The organism is Streptomyces sp. NPDC049541, assembly GCF_044465725.1.
In the GTDB taxonomy this organism is placed as follows: domain Bacteria; phylum Actinomycetota; class Actinomycetes; order Streptomycetales; family Streptomycetaceae; genus Streptomyces.
The window spans coordinates 1-15,942 of the sequence record NZ_JBITLY010000020.1; the positions used below are offsets into that span (position 1 = coordinate 1).

General features: G+C 72.2%; 9 protein-coding genes and 1 pseudogene. 2 read left to right on the forward strand and 8 right to left on the reverse strand.

Annotated features, from left to right (window positions below; all coding sequences use genetic code 11):
• Positions 1–165: 165 nt before the first annotated feature.
• The 7 genes and pseudogenes from ACIBW9_RS41045 to ACIBW9_RS41075 form a co-directional block, all read right to left on the reverse strand.
• The gene (locus tag ACIBW9_RS41045) at positions 166–1,011 is read right to left on the reverse strand and encodes a serine protease (protein WP_398963521.1); all 846 of its coding nucleotides are present in this window, start codon (positions 1,009–1,011) and stop codon (positions 166–168) included.
• Between the two features lie 137 nt (positions 1,012–1,148).
• A complete protein-coding gene (locus ACIBW9_RS41050) occupies positions 1,149–2,678 on the reverse strand; it encodes an RNA polymerase sigma factor (RefSeq protein ID WP_398963523.1) in 1,530 nt (509 codons plus the stop codon).
• 426 nt (positions 2,679–3,104) lie between these two features.
• Positions 3,105–3,992 carry a FadR/GntR family transcriptional regulator gene (locus ACIBW9_RS41055; RefSeq protein WP_398963526.1) on the reverse strand — a complete coding sequence of 296 codons (888 nt, stop codon included), beginning with the start codon at positions 3,990–3,992 and terminating at the stop codon, positions 3,105–3,107.
• A gap of 161 nt (positions 3,993–4,153) precedes the next feature.
• Positions 4,154–6,166, reverse strand: a complete 2,013-nt coding sequence (locus ACIBW9_RS41060; RefSeq protein WP_398963529.1) for an ATP-binding cassette domain-containing protein — start codon at positions 6,164–6,166, stop codon at positions 4,154–4,156.
• 88 nt (positions 6,167–6,254) lie between these two features.
• A complete protein-coding gene (locus ACIBW9_RS41065; RefSeq protein ID WP_398963531.1) occupies positions 6,255–7,013 on the reverse strand; it encodes an NUDIX domain-containing protein in 759 nt (252 codons plus the stop codon).
• A 131-nt stretch (positions 7,014–7,144) separates the two neighbouring features.
• Positions 7,145–9,064: a glycogen debranching N-terminal domain-containing protein gene (locus ACIBW9_RS41070; protein WP_398963534.1), complete on the reverse strand. Its 1,920-nt coding sequence runs from the start codon at positions 9,062–9,064 to the stop codon at positions 7,145–7,147.
• A gap of 855 nt (positions 9,065–9,919) precedes the next feature.
• Positions 9,920–11,711 (reverse strand): annotated as a pseudogene (locus ACIBW9_RS41075) (DUF4192 domain-containing protein).
• Positions 11,712–11,842: 131 nt separating this feature from the next.
• Between ACIBW9_RS41075 and ACIBW9_RS41080 the strand changes: the two are divergent.
• Both ACIBW9_RS41080 and ACIBW9_RS41085 read left to right on the forward strand, forming a co-directional pair.
• The gene (locus ACIBW9_RS41080; protein WP_398963537.1) at positions 11,843–14,008 is read left to right on the forward strand and encodes a RecQ family ATP-dependent DNA helicase; all 2,166 of its coding nucleotides are present in this window, start codon (positions 11,843–11,845) and stop codon (positions 14,006–14,008) included.
• A 304-nt stretch (positions 14,009–14,312) separates the two neighbouring features.
• Positions 14,313–14,948 carry a hypothetical protein gene (locus tag ACIBW9_RS41085; protein WP_398963539.1) on the forward strand — a complete coding sequence of 212 codons (636 nt, stop codon included), beginning with the start codon at positions 14,313–14,315 and terminating at the stop codon, positions 14,946–14,948.
• A 340-nt stretch (positions 14,949–15,288) separates the two neighbouring features.
• Here the strand turns inward: ACIBW9_RS41085 and ACIBW9_RS41090 are convergent, their stop codons facing one another.
• Positions 15,289–15,924 carry a hypothetical protein gene (locus tag ACIBW9_RS41090; protein WP_398963542.1) on the reverse strand — a complete coding sequence of 212 codons (636 nt, stop codon included), beginning with the start codon at positions 15,922–15,924 and terminating at the stop codon, positions 15,289–15,291.
• Positions 15,925–15,942 lie beyond the last annotated feature (18 nt).

A 15,942-nucleotide genomic window follows, 5' to 3' on the forward strand; every position in this document is an offset into this window, starting at 1 on the left:
GGGGGCGCCCGCCCCCCCCGCCCGCCCCCCCCCCCCCCCCCCCCCCCCCCCCCCCCGCCCCGGCGGGCGCGGCGGGGGGGGGGGGGGGGGGGCGCCCCCCCCCCCCCCCCCCCCCCCCCCCCCCCCCCCCGCGCTCGTACCACCCCAGATGCCGTGCGGGCACCGTCAGTGGCCTCTGCCCCCGCTCCGTCGGTCCATCGCTCGTAGGGCCTCGGAGACGCGCGTATAGACGCCGGGGCTGCCCGCACGACCGCAGCCACTCCCCCAGGACACGAGTCCGATGAGCTTGCCCTGGGCGACAAGGGGCCCACCGCTGTCCCCCTGGCAGGCGTCGTGGCCACCTCCCGCCTCCCCGGCGCACAGCATGCTCTTGGCCTGGTACATGCCGTCGGCGCTGCCCGGATACGCCTCCTGGCACCGGGCGTCGGGCAGCACGTGCACGCGTGTCGCCCGCAGACTGTGTGCGTAGTCGCCACCGCCGGTGAGATCGCCCCACCCGGAGACGGTCGCGCTGGTACCCGGCTTGTACGCAGGATCGCCGGCGGCCGCCATGGCGATGACCGACCTGCGCGGCAGTGGCTGGGCGAGGGTGAGCACGGCGAAGTCCTCGGCGTTGCTGTCGCTGTCGAAGGCCGGACTCACCTGGACGTCACGTACCGGGATCTCCCGCCCGCGGTCCGAGAGCAGGTCCGTGCGGTTCGCGATGACCTTGAGGTCGTGGACGCGCTCCGGCGGCGCCCCCAGGACGTCCTCGCCCATGCAGTGGGCCGCGGTGAGCACGGTCGTACGGCTGATGGCCACACCGCCGCAGAACTGCCCCGCACGCGTACCCCCGAACCGGTCACGGCTGGAGAGCGCCACCGTCCACGGGCTCTCGGACACATCGATCGGGAAACTCCCTATGACAACGCTGTCGGCGGCCACCGGGGCAGTGGAAAGCAACGGTATTGCGGTCGCCGCGGCCGCAAGGGCCAGCGGCCGGGCCAGCGCCCGGACAAGGGGACGACGCATACGAGCTCCTCACTCTGGGATGTCGTGGGAGCCCCAGAGTGATCCAGCCCGTCACACCCCGCACCTGCGCGACAGCACGAGAAGGCCCGGTCCCCCCGCGCGGGAGGACCGGGCCTTCGATGTCGTACGACGGCGACCTAGTCGAGGTAGTCGCGCAGCACCTGAGAACGCGACGGGTGGCGCAGCTTCGACATGGTCTTGGACTCGATCTGGCGGATGCGCTCGCGCGTGACGCCGTACACCTTGCCGATCTCGTCGAGGGTCTTCGGCTGACCGTCGGTGAGACCGAAGCGCATCGAGACGACGCCCGCCTCGCGCTCGGACAGGGTGTCGAGGACGGAGTGCAGCTGCTCCTGCAGGAGCGTGAAACTGACCGCGTCGGCCGGAACGACCGCCTCGGAGTCCTCGATGAGGTCACCGAACTCGCTGTCGCCGTCCTCGCCCAGCGGGGTGTGCAGGGAGATGGGCTCGCGGCCGTACTTCTGGACCTCGATGACCTTCTCGGGGGTCATGTCGAGTTCCTTGGCCAGCTCCTCCGGGGTGGGCTCACGGCCCAGGTCCTGGAGCATCTGGCGCTGCACGCGCGCGAGCTTGTTGATGACCTCGACCATGTGCACCGGGATACGGATGGTGCGGGCCTGGTCGGCCATGGCGCGGGTGATCGCCTGGCGGATCCACCAGGTGGCGTACGTGGAGAACTTGTAGCCCTTGGTGTAGTCGAACTTCTCGACCGCGCGGATCAGACCGAGGTTGCCCTCCTGGATGAGGTCCAGGAAGAGCATGCCGCGGCCGGTGTAGCGCTTGGCCAGGGAGACCACCAGACGGAGGTTGGCCTCCAGGAGGTGGTTCTTGGCGCGGCGGCCGTCCTCGGCGATGATCTCCAGCTCGCGCTTGAGCTTCGGGGCCAGCTTGTCGGCGTTGGACAGCTTGTCCTCGGCGAACAGGCCCGCCTCGATGCGCTTGGCGAGCTCGACCTCCTGCTCGGCGTTGAGCAGGGGTACCTTGCCGATCTGCTTGAGGTAGTCCTTGACCGGGTCGGCGGTGGCGCCGGCCGCGGCGACCTGCTGGGCCGGCGCGTCGTCCTCGTCCTCGTCGGAGAGCACGAAGCCCGCGCTCTCGGCGCCCTCGGGCTCGTCGGCACCCTTGGGGGTGTCCTCGAGCACCTCGTCCTCGAGGACCTCGGCGTCGTCCTTCTTGGCGCTGGTCTTCTTGGCCGCCGTCTTCTTGGCGACGGTCTTCTTAGCGGGCGCCGTCTTCTTGGCGACCGCCTTCTTCGCAGCGACCTGCTTGGCGTCGTCCTCGACGGGCGTGTCGGCGGCGGGCGCCTCGGGGGCGGCGGTGGCGGTGGCCTTCTTGGCGGTCACCGTCTTCGCCGCGACCGTCTTGGTGGCGGTGCGCTTGGCCGGACTCTTCGCTGCGACGCTCTTTCGGGTGCGCTTGGGCTCCGCGGCACTGACCATCAGCGTCACACCCTCTTCCTCGAGGATCTGGTTGAGGCTGCGCAGTACGTTCTTCCACTGAGTGGCCGGAATCTGGTCAGCTTCGAAGGCCCGACGCACATCGTCGCCGGCGATCTGCCCCTCAGCCTTTCCCCGCTCAATCAGAGCCATGACAGAGACGGACTCGGCGATCTCCGGCGGGAGCGTACGGGATGTGCTGGCCGACACGAACAACCTCTCGGAACGTTGGAAAACGGCTTCCGGCCCCGTCCAGGACGGACAGGAGCCGACCGCCGGCTTGGGGATTGGGCCGACGGCGCGGGCGGGACCGGGAAGATGCACAGCGCCGCAAACGGCGTCCGTATTCCCTCCTCGGCTGTCACCTCTTAGGTCATCGCGCTGTTTCCCCGAGTGTTACGCCTAATCTGCGTGGTCCGAATCACACCCTGTAAGCACTCAAAGGCGATCAGACAGGGACATACAGGGTCACCCGGGGGCGGGATCGGGGCTTTCCCAAGGTCTCCGCGACCCGTGGCGCCGTCGGACCCCGCAGGATCCCGGAGATCCTGCGGGGTCCGACGGAGGCGGTGCGGCGGCCGGGCCATGCCCCAGGAGGGGGAGGCACCTCCCGGCCGCGCCGCCCGCGGGGTGCGGTCAGTGTTCGCGCGGCGCGGGCACCACGCGCTCCACCTCGGGGTGGACGGTCAGCAGTTGGCGCATGGCCGACTCGGCCGCCGCGCCGTCCCCGGTACCGAGGGCGTCGACGATCCTGCCGTGGTGCGCCAGCGACGTCTCGTTCGGCCGGTCGCAGCCGGTCACCGGGCCGCCGGAGACCTGGAGGGCGGCCGAGACGATCCCGGAGAGGTGCTCCAGCATCCGATTGCCCGCAACCTGGATCAGCAGGGAGTGGAACTCGGCGTCGGCGCGGGAGAAGGTGATGGCATCACCCTGCCCCATGGCGTGGCCCATGATCTCCACCATGTCGGCGAGCCGCTGCTGGACGTCCTCGCGCCCGTGCCCGGCGGCGAGGCGGGCGGCGAGCGGTTCGATGGTCCAGCGCAGTTCGCTCAGCTCGCGACGCTGATCGTCGCGCTGCGGCCCGAAGGCGCGCCATTCGATGATGTCGGGATCGAGCAGGTTCCAGTCACTGACCGGGCGCACACGCGTACCGACGTTCGGGCGAGCGCTGACCAGGCCCTTGGCCTCCAGGACCCGGAGCGACTCACGGACGACGGTGCGGGAGACCTCGAAACGCTGGCCGATCTCCTCGGGCACCAGCGGACGGTCGGCGCCCAGATCGCCGGAGACGATCATCTGGCCCAGCTGCTGGACGAGTTGGCCGTGCAGCCCGCGTCCGCGGCTGCCCGCGGCGCGCCGGCCCACGCGGCCCAGCTCCGGGTCCGCGCTCTCCCAGGCGGGGGCTCCGACGCGGTCGACCACATGGGCCTCGGCGTAGGGGTAGCGGTCGAGATCGCCCGGGCCGGCCAGACCGGAGTCGGCGGAGCGGGCGGCGGTCATCATGGTGTGCGCAAGGGTACTCACGGATCCTTTGTCGGCGCCGTCTCCAACTCCCTTGAGGTCTTTGGTGAAAAGCACACGAAAGGGTGATCGCTCACCCCGTCGCAATTGACGCCTTATCGGAAAGAAATGGGCTTTCCCCAGGGAGTTGCGCACAGGGGAGGACGAAAGCGCGCGGACGGCTGTCATCGGACCCTGCTGCGCAGGGTGGTGAGCAGATACGCGCAGAGCAGAGCGGTCAGCGACAACGTCAGGGCGCCGCCGACGGGTTGGGCGATCACCCTCGCCGCGGCCCACAGATAGCGCTCTCCCCCGAAGGGCCACTGCAGCAGGAACACCTCGTGCAACCGCAACGGAAGCCCGGCCGCCATCCGCACGGACGATCCCGCCAAGGCCTTCTGTACGAGCGGAACGACGACGACCGGTACGGAGATCACGGCCGCGAGTCCTGCCGTGGTGGACCGGAAGACGCCCGCGGCCAGTACTCCGGCCCAGGCACATCCGACGACGAGACCGAGCCAACTCGCGCTCAGCGAGAGCCAGTCCATGGGAACTTGCATGAGCTCCCGTCCGTAGACGATGTAGAGCACCTCGGCGTCGCAGCCGACCGTGAGGAAGGCCAGCATCAGGGCGGTGACCGTGGCGACGAGGAGTTTCGCGGCGAGCAGCCCCAGCCGACGGGGCACGGTGCCGCGATCCGCCGCGAGCGCGGGATGGCGGAACTCGTCGCCGAAGGCCAGCGCGCCGAGGAGTCCCGCACCGAGCGCGGCGGGCGGCAGCGGCAGCTCGCGCGGCCACGCGGCCAGCAGGCGCGCCTGTGGGGTGTGCCCGAACCGGGCCAGGAGGACGGCGGCGAGGGCGGAGACGACGAGTACGACGGCCCCGGTGACGAACCCGGTGCCGATGCCGGCGGCGCGACGGATTTCGTAGCGCAGGGGACGCAGGGGGCTGGGAGCAGGACGGACGGAGATGGGGGGCGGCAGGGAGGGCGGGCTGTCGAGGGCGCCTGCTTCAGCGGGGCGCACGGCCGGCGCCGGGGCGCGCCCCGGCGTCACAGATGACTGGGGCGCGTGGACGGGTGCCTTCAGCACGGCGACCTCACCGGGCGCGTCAGCCGGGGACCGCGGTTCGGGGGCTTCGCAGGACGCATCGGCCGGAGTCGGGGAGGCCGGTTCGGCGCCTCCCTGCCCGGGCGCGTCGGCCGGGGTCGAGCGGTGCGCTGCCGCGTCGGGCCCGAGGGCCCCGTCCGGGGCGGGTGGCTCGTCCGGCACCAGCGGCTCGTCGGCGGATTCCGGCCCGTCGACCGGGGATTCCACCGCTCCGGGCCCCATGTCACCGATCTCGTCGGCGAGTTGGTGTACGAGGATGCCGTGGCGGAACGCGGTCTCTCCGACCTCGGCACAACTACTGCCGTAGACGGAGAGACGGTTGCCGCCCTCGTGCACGACTTCGACGGAGCGATGGCCGGTGCGGGCTTCCTTGGTGAGCAGGGCAGCGAGGCGCACGACGTGCGGGCTGCGGACGGCGACGCGGGGGCGCAGCCGGGTGCGGGAGAAGTCCTCCGCGTCCTGGTCGGCGACAATCTTGCCCCGCTCCAGCGTGACGACCCGGTGGGCGCTGCGCGCGGCCTCCTTGGGGTCGGCCGTGGTGAGCAGGACGGTACCGCCCTGAGCGGCGTGCGCGTGCAGCATGCCGTACAGCCAGCGGGCCTCGCGGGGGGAGAGACCGCCGGCGGGTTCGTCGAGCACGAGCGTGTGCGGGTCGGACAGCAGGGCGCAGGCGAGGCCGAGGCGGAGGTCCATGCCGCGCGAGAGGGTGCCGAGGCGTTCGTCACGCAGGCTGACGAGGCCGACCACCTCGAGGACCTCGTCGGCGCGGCGGGCCGGAACTCCTGCCGCGGCGCACAGCATGCGGAGATGGCCACGGACGGTACGGGCCGGATGCCCGGGTACATCACCCAGGAGCACGCCGACTTCGCGCGCCGGATGGGCGATGCGGTGCAAGGGGCGGCCCTTGAAGTAGGTGATGCCACGGCCCTGTTGGAGTTCGAGCATGAGTTTGAGTGCGGTCGTCTTGCCCGCCCCCGGCGCGCCGAGCAGCGCGGTGACACGGCCTGCGCGCACGTCGAAGGAGACGTCGTCGACCGCGGGCGGAAGCTCCTTGCGGGGATTGCTGGTCAATCCGTAGGCCTGGATCACCTGAAGCAAGATAGCGCGCTATGTCCGATTTTTCGGGTATAGCGCGGCCCGCTCCGCAGGCCGTGACCATCCGCCCGGCACCGTGCCGTCACACTTCGGGGCGCAGCATCGGGGGGTTGAGCAGTGTGGCGCCGCCGGCCCGGAACAACTGGGCGGGGCGGCCGCCCTGGCGTGTGGTGGTCCCGCCGGTGGGGACGAGGAACCCGGGTGTGCCCGTCACCTTGCGGTGGAAGTTGCGCGGGTCGAGGGCCACGCCCCACACCGCCTCGTAGACGCGGCGCAGCTCGCCGACGGTGAACTCGGTGGGGCAGAACGCCGTGGCGAGGGACGAGTACTCGATCTTGGAGCGGGCACGCTCCACGCCGTCGGACAAAATCTGGGCGTGGTCGAAGGCGAGCGGGGCCACCGGTTCGCCGTCCCGGCCGTAACCGCCCTGCTGCAGCAGTTCCTCGACCGGCGCCCAGCGCGCATTGCTGGCGTCGCCGCCCGCTCGGGGTGCGGGCAGGTCGGGGGCGAGTGCCAGGTGCGCGACGCTGACCACGCGCATCCGCGGGTCCCGCTTGGGGTCTCCGTAAGTCGCGAGTTGTTCCAGGTGGGCGCCGTTGTCCTGGGCGGGAGCGGCCGGGTCGTGGGCGCGCAGCCCGGTCTCCTCGGCCAGCTCGCGTGCGGCTGCCTGTGCCAGATCCTCGTCGGCCCGTACGAAGCCGCCGGGGAGCGCCCAGCGCCCCTGGAACGGTGGTTCGCCCCTGCGTACCGCCAGCGCGCACAGGGCATGCCGACGCACGGTCAGCACGACCAGGTCCACGGTGACGGCGAAGGGCGGAAATGCTGACGGGTCGTAGGGCATGCGGCGATCATAGTCGTCTGCCTGACGATAAACACTCCTTTCGTCGGCCGCTTCGACGGCTGATCCACTTCGGTCCGGTATGAGCCGCACCCCCTGGTTCCGGCTGCTGTGCGGTGGTACGTCGCCCCAGGTCACACTCCCAATTGCAGCCCGTCGGCAGCCTCCTCGACCATGGCGAGGCCGAGGCGGCTGACCCGTACGGAGAAGGGAGCCCCGGCGATGCGAAGTCCCCTCAGGACGATCTCGCCCAGGGGGGCGCTGTGCATGGGCCGCAGCGTGATCGTCCCGGCCGGAGCGTCCGGACGGATACCCGCGGGAGTCACCAGCAGCAGCACACCGGCGGCCGCCGCGGTGGCGGCCGGACGACAGGCCGCCGGGTGCGGGAGGGGAGCGCTCCCGGCGGTGCGCTGCTCCCCCGCGTACATCTCGGGCAGCCGGTACCCGAAGCTCTCGGCCGCCGCCAGGGCACCCCTCAGCAGCGAACCCGCCTCCTTCTCGTAGCCAGCGGCGGCCAGGCCTGCGACGGCGATCGCTGTCTCGTGGACCCGCACGGCACCGCTGCGATGGCCGAACGGGTTGTAGCCGGCTTCCTTCACGCCCAGTCCGCGCAGCCCCCAGCCCGAGTCCATCCCCGGCCCGCCGAGCAAGCGGGCGAGCTGTTCGGTCTGCACCTTGTCGAGCAGCCCGGGGGCCTGCTCGCCCCCGCCGAGCAGGCCGGTGTCGAGGAGGTGGGCGGCGGCAGCCCCCAGGTACGGCAGCGGGGTGCCGTCGGGGGCGCGAGCGGCGGCCGGCCTGCCGCCACCGCGGTCGTCGACCCAGAAGTCCTCCCTGAACTCCGCCCGCAGCATCTGGGCCCACTGCCGCAGCTCGGCGCCGCCCGGCCTCCCGCAGCCATCGAGCAGATCGGCGCCCAGCAGGGCCGCACGGTGGGCGTGGGCCTGCGTCTCGCAGCGGACGGGACCGCCGGGATGCGGGTCACTCAGGTAGGTGCCCTCGCCGACGGTCGTCCGCAGCCAGGCCAGACAGCGCTCGGCCGCCGGCAGCAGTTCCTCCGTCTCGGCCTCGGGAAGGCCCCAGTGGCGGGCCTCCGCGAGGAGCGCGGGGAAGAGCAGCGTGGCTTCCGCGCCGGTACAGCCGGGTGGCAGATGGATGCCCGCGTCCCGTCGCGGCCCGGGGATCATGCCCGACTGCGGCCCGGCGCCCCGCAGTTGGGTGCGCGCGAGGGTACGCAGCGTGCCTGCGGCGAGCCGGGTACCGAGAGGCAGCGTCATCCGTGCCGCCGCCAGTGCCTCGGCCGGGGCCGGACCGCAGCGCCAGGGGGCTCCTGCCGCGAGTTGCATGTCCAAAGGGTGGTCGGGGTCGCGCAGCAGAAGGGCATGGAGGTCCTCGACGCTCGTCCTCAGCAGCGGCTGGACCCTGGGGTCGTCACCGGACCCCCTGGCGGCGGCAAGAGGGCTCGTGGCCGTGCGGCGCACGGCCCGGACAGGGCCCGCACCGTCCGGCCGTACCCGCAGCTCCACGCTGGTGCTGCCGCCGGGGGACAGCTCGAACTCCCAGCGCAGCAACCCTGCGGAGGCCAGTGCGTCCGCGGGCGGCGGATCTGCCGTGACCGAGGAGTGCCCGGTGGTGCCGGACCAGCGCAGGCCCGAGTCGTGGACACTGGCGGGCAGTTCGGGCCCAGCGGTGCCGGACGCGATGGCCCCCAGGTCGGCCAGGTCCGTGCCGAGGGCGACTTCGAGAGGCACACGCAGGGGGCGCCGGGCCGCACTGTGCAAGGTGATGCGCTCCGTCCCGTCCGCGTGGCGAATCCGCTCGACGACGAGGTCCGGGTCCGGACCGGAGTGCGGCGAGGCGCGCAGCGTGCCCACGAAGCGGGCCCGGTCGGCCGAGGTCATCCGGGCCTGCACCGCCAGCGGTTCGCGCCCGGCCACGCGGACCTGGCAACGGGAGAGCACGCGTCGGCCCGCCCGGTAGAACCCTTCCAGCCCCTGACCGGTCATCTGCCCGTCCTCGGACGAGATGGCGAGGCCCGGGAGTGCGACGCAGATCATGGCGGTGTGCGTGGACGGCAGTTCGGCGGACCGGCGGGGCGTAGGCGGCGTTGCGGTTCGGGACGGTGGGGTCGCTCCTGGGTGCGAGAAGGTGGATGGGCGGGGCGTCTGACCGGGGGGTGGGGGCAGGATCCGGCCCTGGCCCGGGGGTGACGGCAGTGCGTGTGACCGGCCGGTGAGTGGCTCGGAGGGCCGGGTCGGGTCGGCCGACCCGGGTGGGGGCTGATCCGGGGTCGTCGGCCCGGGCGCACAATGGTCCGGCTCGGTCGGCTCGGGTGCCCAGCGCCCGGGGTCGTGCGGGCGCACGCCGGTGAGGCCCTGCTCGGTCGAACTGCCAGGGAGTCGGTCCTGACAGGTCGCCCCGATGGCGGGCCCGGGTCGTTCCGTCGCCCCGGGCGGGTACCAGTCCTGTCCGCCCGGGGCAGAGGCGTGCGTGCTGCCGGCCGCGGACCAGGCGTCGTACCGGGCGGCACGGTCCGCGTGGGTCGGCAGGGGGGCGCCCGCCCCGGGAGACCGCGTGGTCCGGCTTGCGCCGGAAGAGTCGTCGCCGGCAGCGGAGGGCGGAGTCGGCTGATGCATGGGGCGGCTTCTTCTGCGCTCGGTGCACCTCGGGCGTATGCGGCGCCGGGTGAGAGGATCCGGACGGACGTTCACTGTGTGGCGGCCCCACCCATCCGGGCGTTCCGCCACTCAGGTGAACGGAAGGGCAGTCCTCCGGGTCACGCCCGCGACGGGCCCGCCCGGATGGTCGGCGGCGACGCTGATCAACACCGGCGAAGTCTGGCTGCGGCGTGCGGAGCGTCCCACAGTCGGCGTCGGTCCGCACGCTCCGACCATCGCTCGCCTCACACCTGCTCACGGCTGCTCCTCTGTGCCGTCGCTTCCGGGACGCAGGCCTTCGGGACACTGGTCCCGGCGCGTGGCGCCCTTCCCTGGGGTACGCGGGCGGGTGCGACCAGTCCGTGCGGAGCCGGGGCGGGTGCCGCTTGCCACTGCCGTCCGCGGGCGGGACGCTCGTGCCACTCCCCCGGCCTTCCGCGCTCGCCGAGCGGGAGTGGCTGCGGACCGTGCCGCTGGAGCGGACACGGCGTCGCGGGCGGGAAGTCTCTTCCGACACCGGATCCGGCACCGATTGCGACACAGGTTCCGACTCCGATCCCGAGACCGATTGCGCTCCCGAGACCGATTGCGCTCCCGAGACCGATTGCGAGACCGATTGCGACACCGGCTCCGACTCGACGTCCTGGACCGTCACCGGCTCTGCGGTTCCCGCTTTGCCGTGCGACTGCTCGACTGCCGTCCGCCCCCGGTCCTGTCGCTCCGCTCGCAGGCAGCGGCGGATCGACTCCGGGTCCAGCCCTTCGTTGCAGGCCTGGTGCAGCAGGCGGGCGAAGAGGTAATCCGGGTCCGCGCCCAGGGCCATGGCAAGGGCTTCCCGGGCCTCCAGGTCGTCACCCGTGGACCAGGCGACCCAACCGGCCAGTGTCAGCGGTGCCGCCGCGTGTTCGCCGTAGGGGCCGACGCACCTGCGGGCCAGGGCCCGCCAGAGCCGGAGTGCGAGCGCGGCCTCCTCGCCCTCCATCCACTCGGCCGCGCGGTCCCGGGTCGCACGGTCCTGCAGGCCGAGAATCAGGGTCGCGGCTTCGTCGTGTGCGAGCAGTTCGTCGTCGCGGAGGTCCGCCGTGAGGGTGCCGGACACGGGCGGTGCGCCCGCAAGCCGGCGCATGATCTGCGCGGACAGCTCCAGTGTCTCCTCGGCGACACCCTCGCGACCGGCGCCGTCGAGGATCCTGGGGACCAACGCCATGCTCGCGGCATCCAGGGCACTCTCCTGCTCCAGGGCGGCAACAGTCTCCCAGGGCAGCAGCCTGGCCCGCAGCTCCCGCAGAGTGCCCCGCACCTGCAGGCCGGCGTACGTGGCAGCGGCGGCCAGCACTGAGGTGCCGGGCAGGCCCATGGGGAGGCCTTCGGGCGGACAGCACGCCTCGTTCCCACAGCAGTACGACCAGAAGCGGCCGTCCGAGATGCACAGCGCCTCGATCACCGGCACATCGAGCTGTCCGCACTCGACGCGCAGTTTCTGGGCCAGCGGGCGCAACCGCTTCATGACCTGCCGACCCGTTTCGCCCTTCGCCGGTTCCTGGCAGAGGTACGCGACCATCTGTTCGGGCCGGGCGCCCCTGCGCTCGCTGCCGGTGACCAGCCCGTGGGCCAACTGCTGGGCGACGGAAGCCCAGTCGTCCGCACTCGCCGGAATGCCGAGCCGGGCACGGCCGCCGAAACGGCCGCGGCCGTCCCGGTCGTGCAGGGCGACCAGGACGATGCTGTCCTCGGGCCGGTACCCCAGCAGATAGGGCAGGGCATCGGCCAGTTCGGCCGGGGTGCGCAGCGTGACCTGGTGCTCGGGGCCATGGCTGTCGTAGGCGGTGCAGTCGACGTGGTCCGGGCGGCCCGGGCGCTCCTCGTGCGCGTCTTGTGCACCGTGCTCGACCTGCGCGTCGCGCCCGCGGCGGTCGTCCGAAGCGGCCGGGCCGACGTGCTTGTCCCGTCGGCCGGGTTCGCCGGGTCCGTCGTTGCGCTCGGCGCCTTCACGTCCGGTGGCCTTGCCGTTTTCAGGGGATCCAGTGGTTTCGCCGTGGTTCGTCATGCGCCGACGATCTCGCGGATGGCGAGATTCCGGTTTGCCCTGTGGATAAGTCGGGCCAGGGACACGTCAAGAGCCTCTCTCCTCCACAGGCCTGGCCGGGCTTGTCGGTGGCGTCCTGTTTGATGGGATGCATGGAGCACACGAGCAACGCGGAACTCCGGGCGGCCGCGGACGCGGTCCTCGCCCGCCTCGTCGGGGACGCCACGGGCGCGGCCCGGCTGCGCGAGGACCAGTGGCTGGCGATCGAGGCGCTGGTCGCCGACAGACGCCGGGCGCTCGTCGTGCAGCGCACGGGCTGGGGCAAGTCCGCGGTCTACTTCGTGGCGACGTCGCTGCTGCGGGCCAGGGGCAGCGGGCCCACCGTCATCGTCTCCCCGTTGCTCGCGCTGATGCGCAACCAGGTCGAGGCGGCAGCCCGGGCCGGCATCCACGCACGGACGATCAACTCCTCGAACACCGAGGAATGGGACACCGTTCAGGACGAGATCGCCGCGGGTGAGGTCGACGTCCTGCTGGTCAGCCCGGAGCGCCTCAACAACCCGGACTTCCGGGATCAGGTGCTGCCCCGGCTCGCCGCCGCCACCGGGCTCCTGGTGGTGGACGAGGCCCACTGCATCTCCGACTGGGGGCACGATTTCCGTCCGGACTACCGGCGGCTGCGCACGATGCTCGGTGATCTGCCGCCGGGTGTCCCGGTGCTCGCGACCACTGCCACCGCCAACGCGCGCGTGACCGCCGACGTCGCCGAGCAGCTCGGCACCGGGGGTTCGTCGGACGCCCTGGTACTGCGGGGCCCGTTGGACCGGGAGAGCCTGAGCCTGGGCGTGCTGCGGCTGCCGGACGCCGCACATCGCATGGCCTGGCTCGCCGACCACCTCGGCGAGTTGCCGGGATCCGGGATCATCTACACGCTCACCGTGGCCGCCGCTGAGGAGGTCACCGCTTTCCTGCGGCACCGCGGTCACACGGTCGCCTCCTACACGGGCCGGACCGAGAACGCCGACCGGCAGCAGGCTGAGGACGATCTCCTCGCCAACAGGGTGAAGGCCCTGGTCGCCACGTCCGCGCTCGGCATGGGGTACGACAAGCCGGATCTCGGATTCGTGGTGCACCTCGGCTCGCCGTCCTCGCCCATCGCCTACTACCAGCAGGTGGGCCGCGCCGGACGCGGGGTCGAACACGCCGAGGTGCTCCTGCTGCCGGGGAAGGAGGACGAGGCCATCTGGGAGTACTTCGCATCGCTCGCCTTCCCGCCGGAAGACCTGGTGCGCCGCGCTCTCGACGTCATCGCGCGCGCGGACAAGCCCTTGTCGCTGCCCGCCCTGGAGCCCTTGGTGGAGCTGCGCCGCTCCCGTCTGGAGACCATGCTCAAGGTGCTCGACGTGGACGGGGCGGTCAAGCGGGTCAAGGGCGGCTGGATCGCAACGGGGCAGCCGTGGACGTACGAGGCGGAGCGGTACGAGTGGGTCGCGCGGCAGCGCAGGGCCGAGCAGCAGGCGATGCGGGAGTACTCCTCGACGACCGACTGCCGCATGGAGTTCCTGCAGCGCCAGCTGGACGACGAGGGCGCCAAGCCCTGTGGCCGCTGCGACAACTGCGCGGGCGCGCGTTTCACCACGGACATGTCCACGACCGCACTGGACGCGGCACGTGTCGATCTCGGCCGGGCGGGCGTCGAGGTGGAGCCACGCCGTATGTGGCCGACCGGCCTGCCGGCGATCGGCGTCGACCTCAAGGGACGCATCCCGGTCGGTGAACAGGCCGCTCCCGGGCGGGCCTTGGGGCGGCTGTCGGACATCGGCTGGGGCAACCGGCTGCGGCCGATGCTGACGCCCCAGGCCGCCGACGGTCCCGTGCCGGACGACGTGGCGAAGGCCGTTGTGGGCGTGCTCGCCGACTGGGCCAAGGGGCCAGAGGGATGGGCCCCGGGGGTGGCCGACCCGCAGCCGCGCCCGGTGGGTGTGGTCACCGTCTCCTCGCGCACGCGCCCCGAGTTGATCAACTCCCTGGGCGCGCGTATCGCGGAGGTCGGCAGGCTGCCCTTGCTCGGCTCCGTGGACTACGCGAGCGACGCGGCCCATGTCGCCCGGAGCAACAGTGCACAGCGCCTGAAGGCATTGGCCGGCACGCTGACCGTGCCGCCCGCCCTCGCCGCCGCTCTCGCCGAGACGGCGGGTCCGGTCCTCCTCGTGGACGACTTCACCGAGACCGGCTGGACGCTCGCGGTCGCGGCCCGCCTGCTCCGACGTGCCGGTGCACAGGGGGTGTTGCCCCTCGTCCTGGCCGTCCAGGGCTGACCGCGGCACGGCACGCCGCCAAGCAGCCGCGCCTTGAACCCCGCCATCCCAACGGTGCTCGAACTCGAGGTGAACGGTCGGCACATGCGTCGTGACGCAACGTACTGGGTAGGGATATAAACCGCACACCACCGTGTTTCGGTCAGTGGCCCCAATTGCTCGTTGCCGCATCCAAGTTCGACAGGAAGAATTGAACTCCGCTCCCCGCACGGCTCGTCCGTGGTCCGGTAGGGCTCTGCTGCGGCGTGCGCTCCCCTGAACATGACCCCGCCCCCAGTGTGGGCGCGTAGCCGAAGGGAGGACCGTGACCTTCGGATTCGCTCCGTCCTCGGCGGCATCCACGTCGACGTCTGCCGACCTGTCCGCCGCATCCGCCAGCCCTCTCACCCGCATGCTCGAACCCGCGGAGTGGGCCGCCGCCGGAATTCCTCTGCTGCGCAATCCCCGCGAGGTCGTCAGCGGACTCCATTCCCGGCATCACCCAAGGCCCGCGACCGCGGTGGTGGCCGTCCTCGACCCGGACGAACGCGTGTGCGCGAGCGCCTCGTTCACTCGCCGCCCGGCTCCCGCCGACGGCTGGATGTTCCGCAACACGCTGCTTGCGCAGCTTCGCCGGGTCATCCCGCACGACCTGCGGCGCCGCACACCGGTGCGTACCGCGGTTCTGCTCTACTGCCGTGAGGGCGACGCGCGTTGGACAGAGGAGGACGGCGCATGGATGTGGGGCCTGCGTGACGCGTGCACTCTGCACGGGCTGCGCTGCGGGGCGTACATCACGCTGACCCGGGACGGCTGGCAGGTGCTCGGGGAGGGCCGTGGCGGGCGCCGCCCCAACGCGGACTCCTCACCGGAACCCTTCGGCATATCCGAGGCGCCGCCTCCGCTGCCCCGCACCGGTGGTGCCGCCTCGGAGGTCCTGCGCCGCGCCGCGGCCCGCTGAGAACACCGACGGGTCACGCCCGACCGACCAGCAAGCTCCCTTCGTACGCCGGCTACGCAGCGCACCGAACGAGGGGAGTTGCACACACGCCGGTCAGGACTGCCCGTCGGTACTCCGAGCAATCACCGCCGCATGCCTTGGGAGACGTTCGCTCCCAGCACGGCAAGAGCCTGCCCAGTGCGCCGACACTACCCCCGTCCGTCACACCACAGGAGCAGGAGGAAGCGCGCGCACCGGGCGTCCCGGCCGTATCTGCGCACGCGGAGACGCCCGCTGTGCCGATGCCCCCACAGCGGCGTCCTCGTCGCTCCGGTGTACCCGTGGACGTACCGGAACAGGCTCAGACGCCCGCGCCCAGCACCGAGTTGATCTGCTGCGGGTCGCCGCAGACGATCAACAGGGCTCCGGCCCGGGTGAGGGCCAGCGGAAGGGCGGAGGCGGCTGCCGCGTCGGAGCCGCCGTTGACGGCGACCACGACCACGGGGCGTGAGGCTGCGCGACCGGCGACAGAGGCGTCCGCGTAGAAGACGTCGTCGCCCGCGTCGTGCTGCGCCCAGTAGGAGGCTTCGCCGAAGGACAGCTCGTGGGCGGCCCACGGGTGCTGTTCACCGGTGGTGATCACCAGTACCTCACCGGGGGCGCGACCCGAGTCCAGAAGCAGGTCCACGGCTTCCTCGGCGGCGTCGAGTGCGCCCTCCGCCGAGGCCGGGATCAGCTGGATCTGCGGGGTGGCCGAAGCAGTGGCGGCAGGGGCGGCCGGGACCGAGGGTCCGGGCGTGGCCACGGCCACGTCACGCGACGCGCGCTGCACCGGCGGCGTGGGCCGGAGCGGACCAGGACGACCGGGACGCGGCGGAGCCGCGGGACGGGGACCGGGTACGGGACGGGGGGTCGGCGCGATGCGGCCGCTGGCCGGCGTGGCGCGGGGACCCTGGGCACTCTCGTGAATCTGAGGCTCCTCGGGAATGAGAGGCATGGGCTGATATTTATCAAA

Excerpts from the sequence above, each read along its gene's own strand:
- ACIBW9_RS41045 (WP_398963521.1), bottom strand. The coding sequence starts at position 1,011 with ATGCGTCGTCCCCTTGTCCGGGCGCTGGCCCGGCCGCTGGCCCTTGCG.
- ACIBW9_RS41065 (WP_398963531.1), bottom strand. The coding sequence starts at position 7,013 with ATGCCCTACGACCCGTCAGCATTTCCGCCCTTCGCCGTCACCGTGGAC.
- ACIBW9_RS41070 (WP_398963534.1), bottom strand. The coding sequence starts at position 9,064 with ATGATCTGCGTCGCACTCCCGGGCCTCGCCATCTCGTCCGAGGACGGG.
- ACIBW9_RS41080 (WP_398963537.1), top strand. The coding sequence starts at position 11,843 with ATGGAGCACACGAGCAACGCGGAACTCCGGGCGGCCGCGGACGCGGTC.
- ACIBW9_RS41090 (WP_398963542.1), bottom strand. The coding sequence starts at position 15,924 with ATGCCTCTCATTCCCGAGGAGCCTCAGATTCACGAGAGTGCCCAGGGT.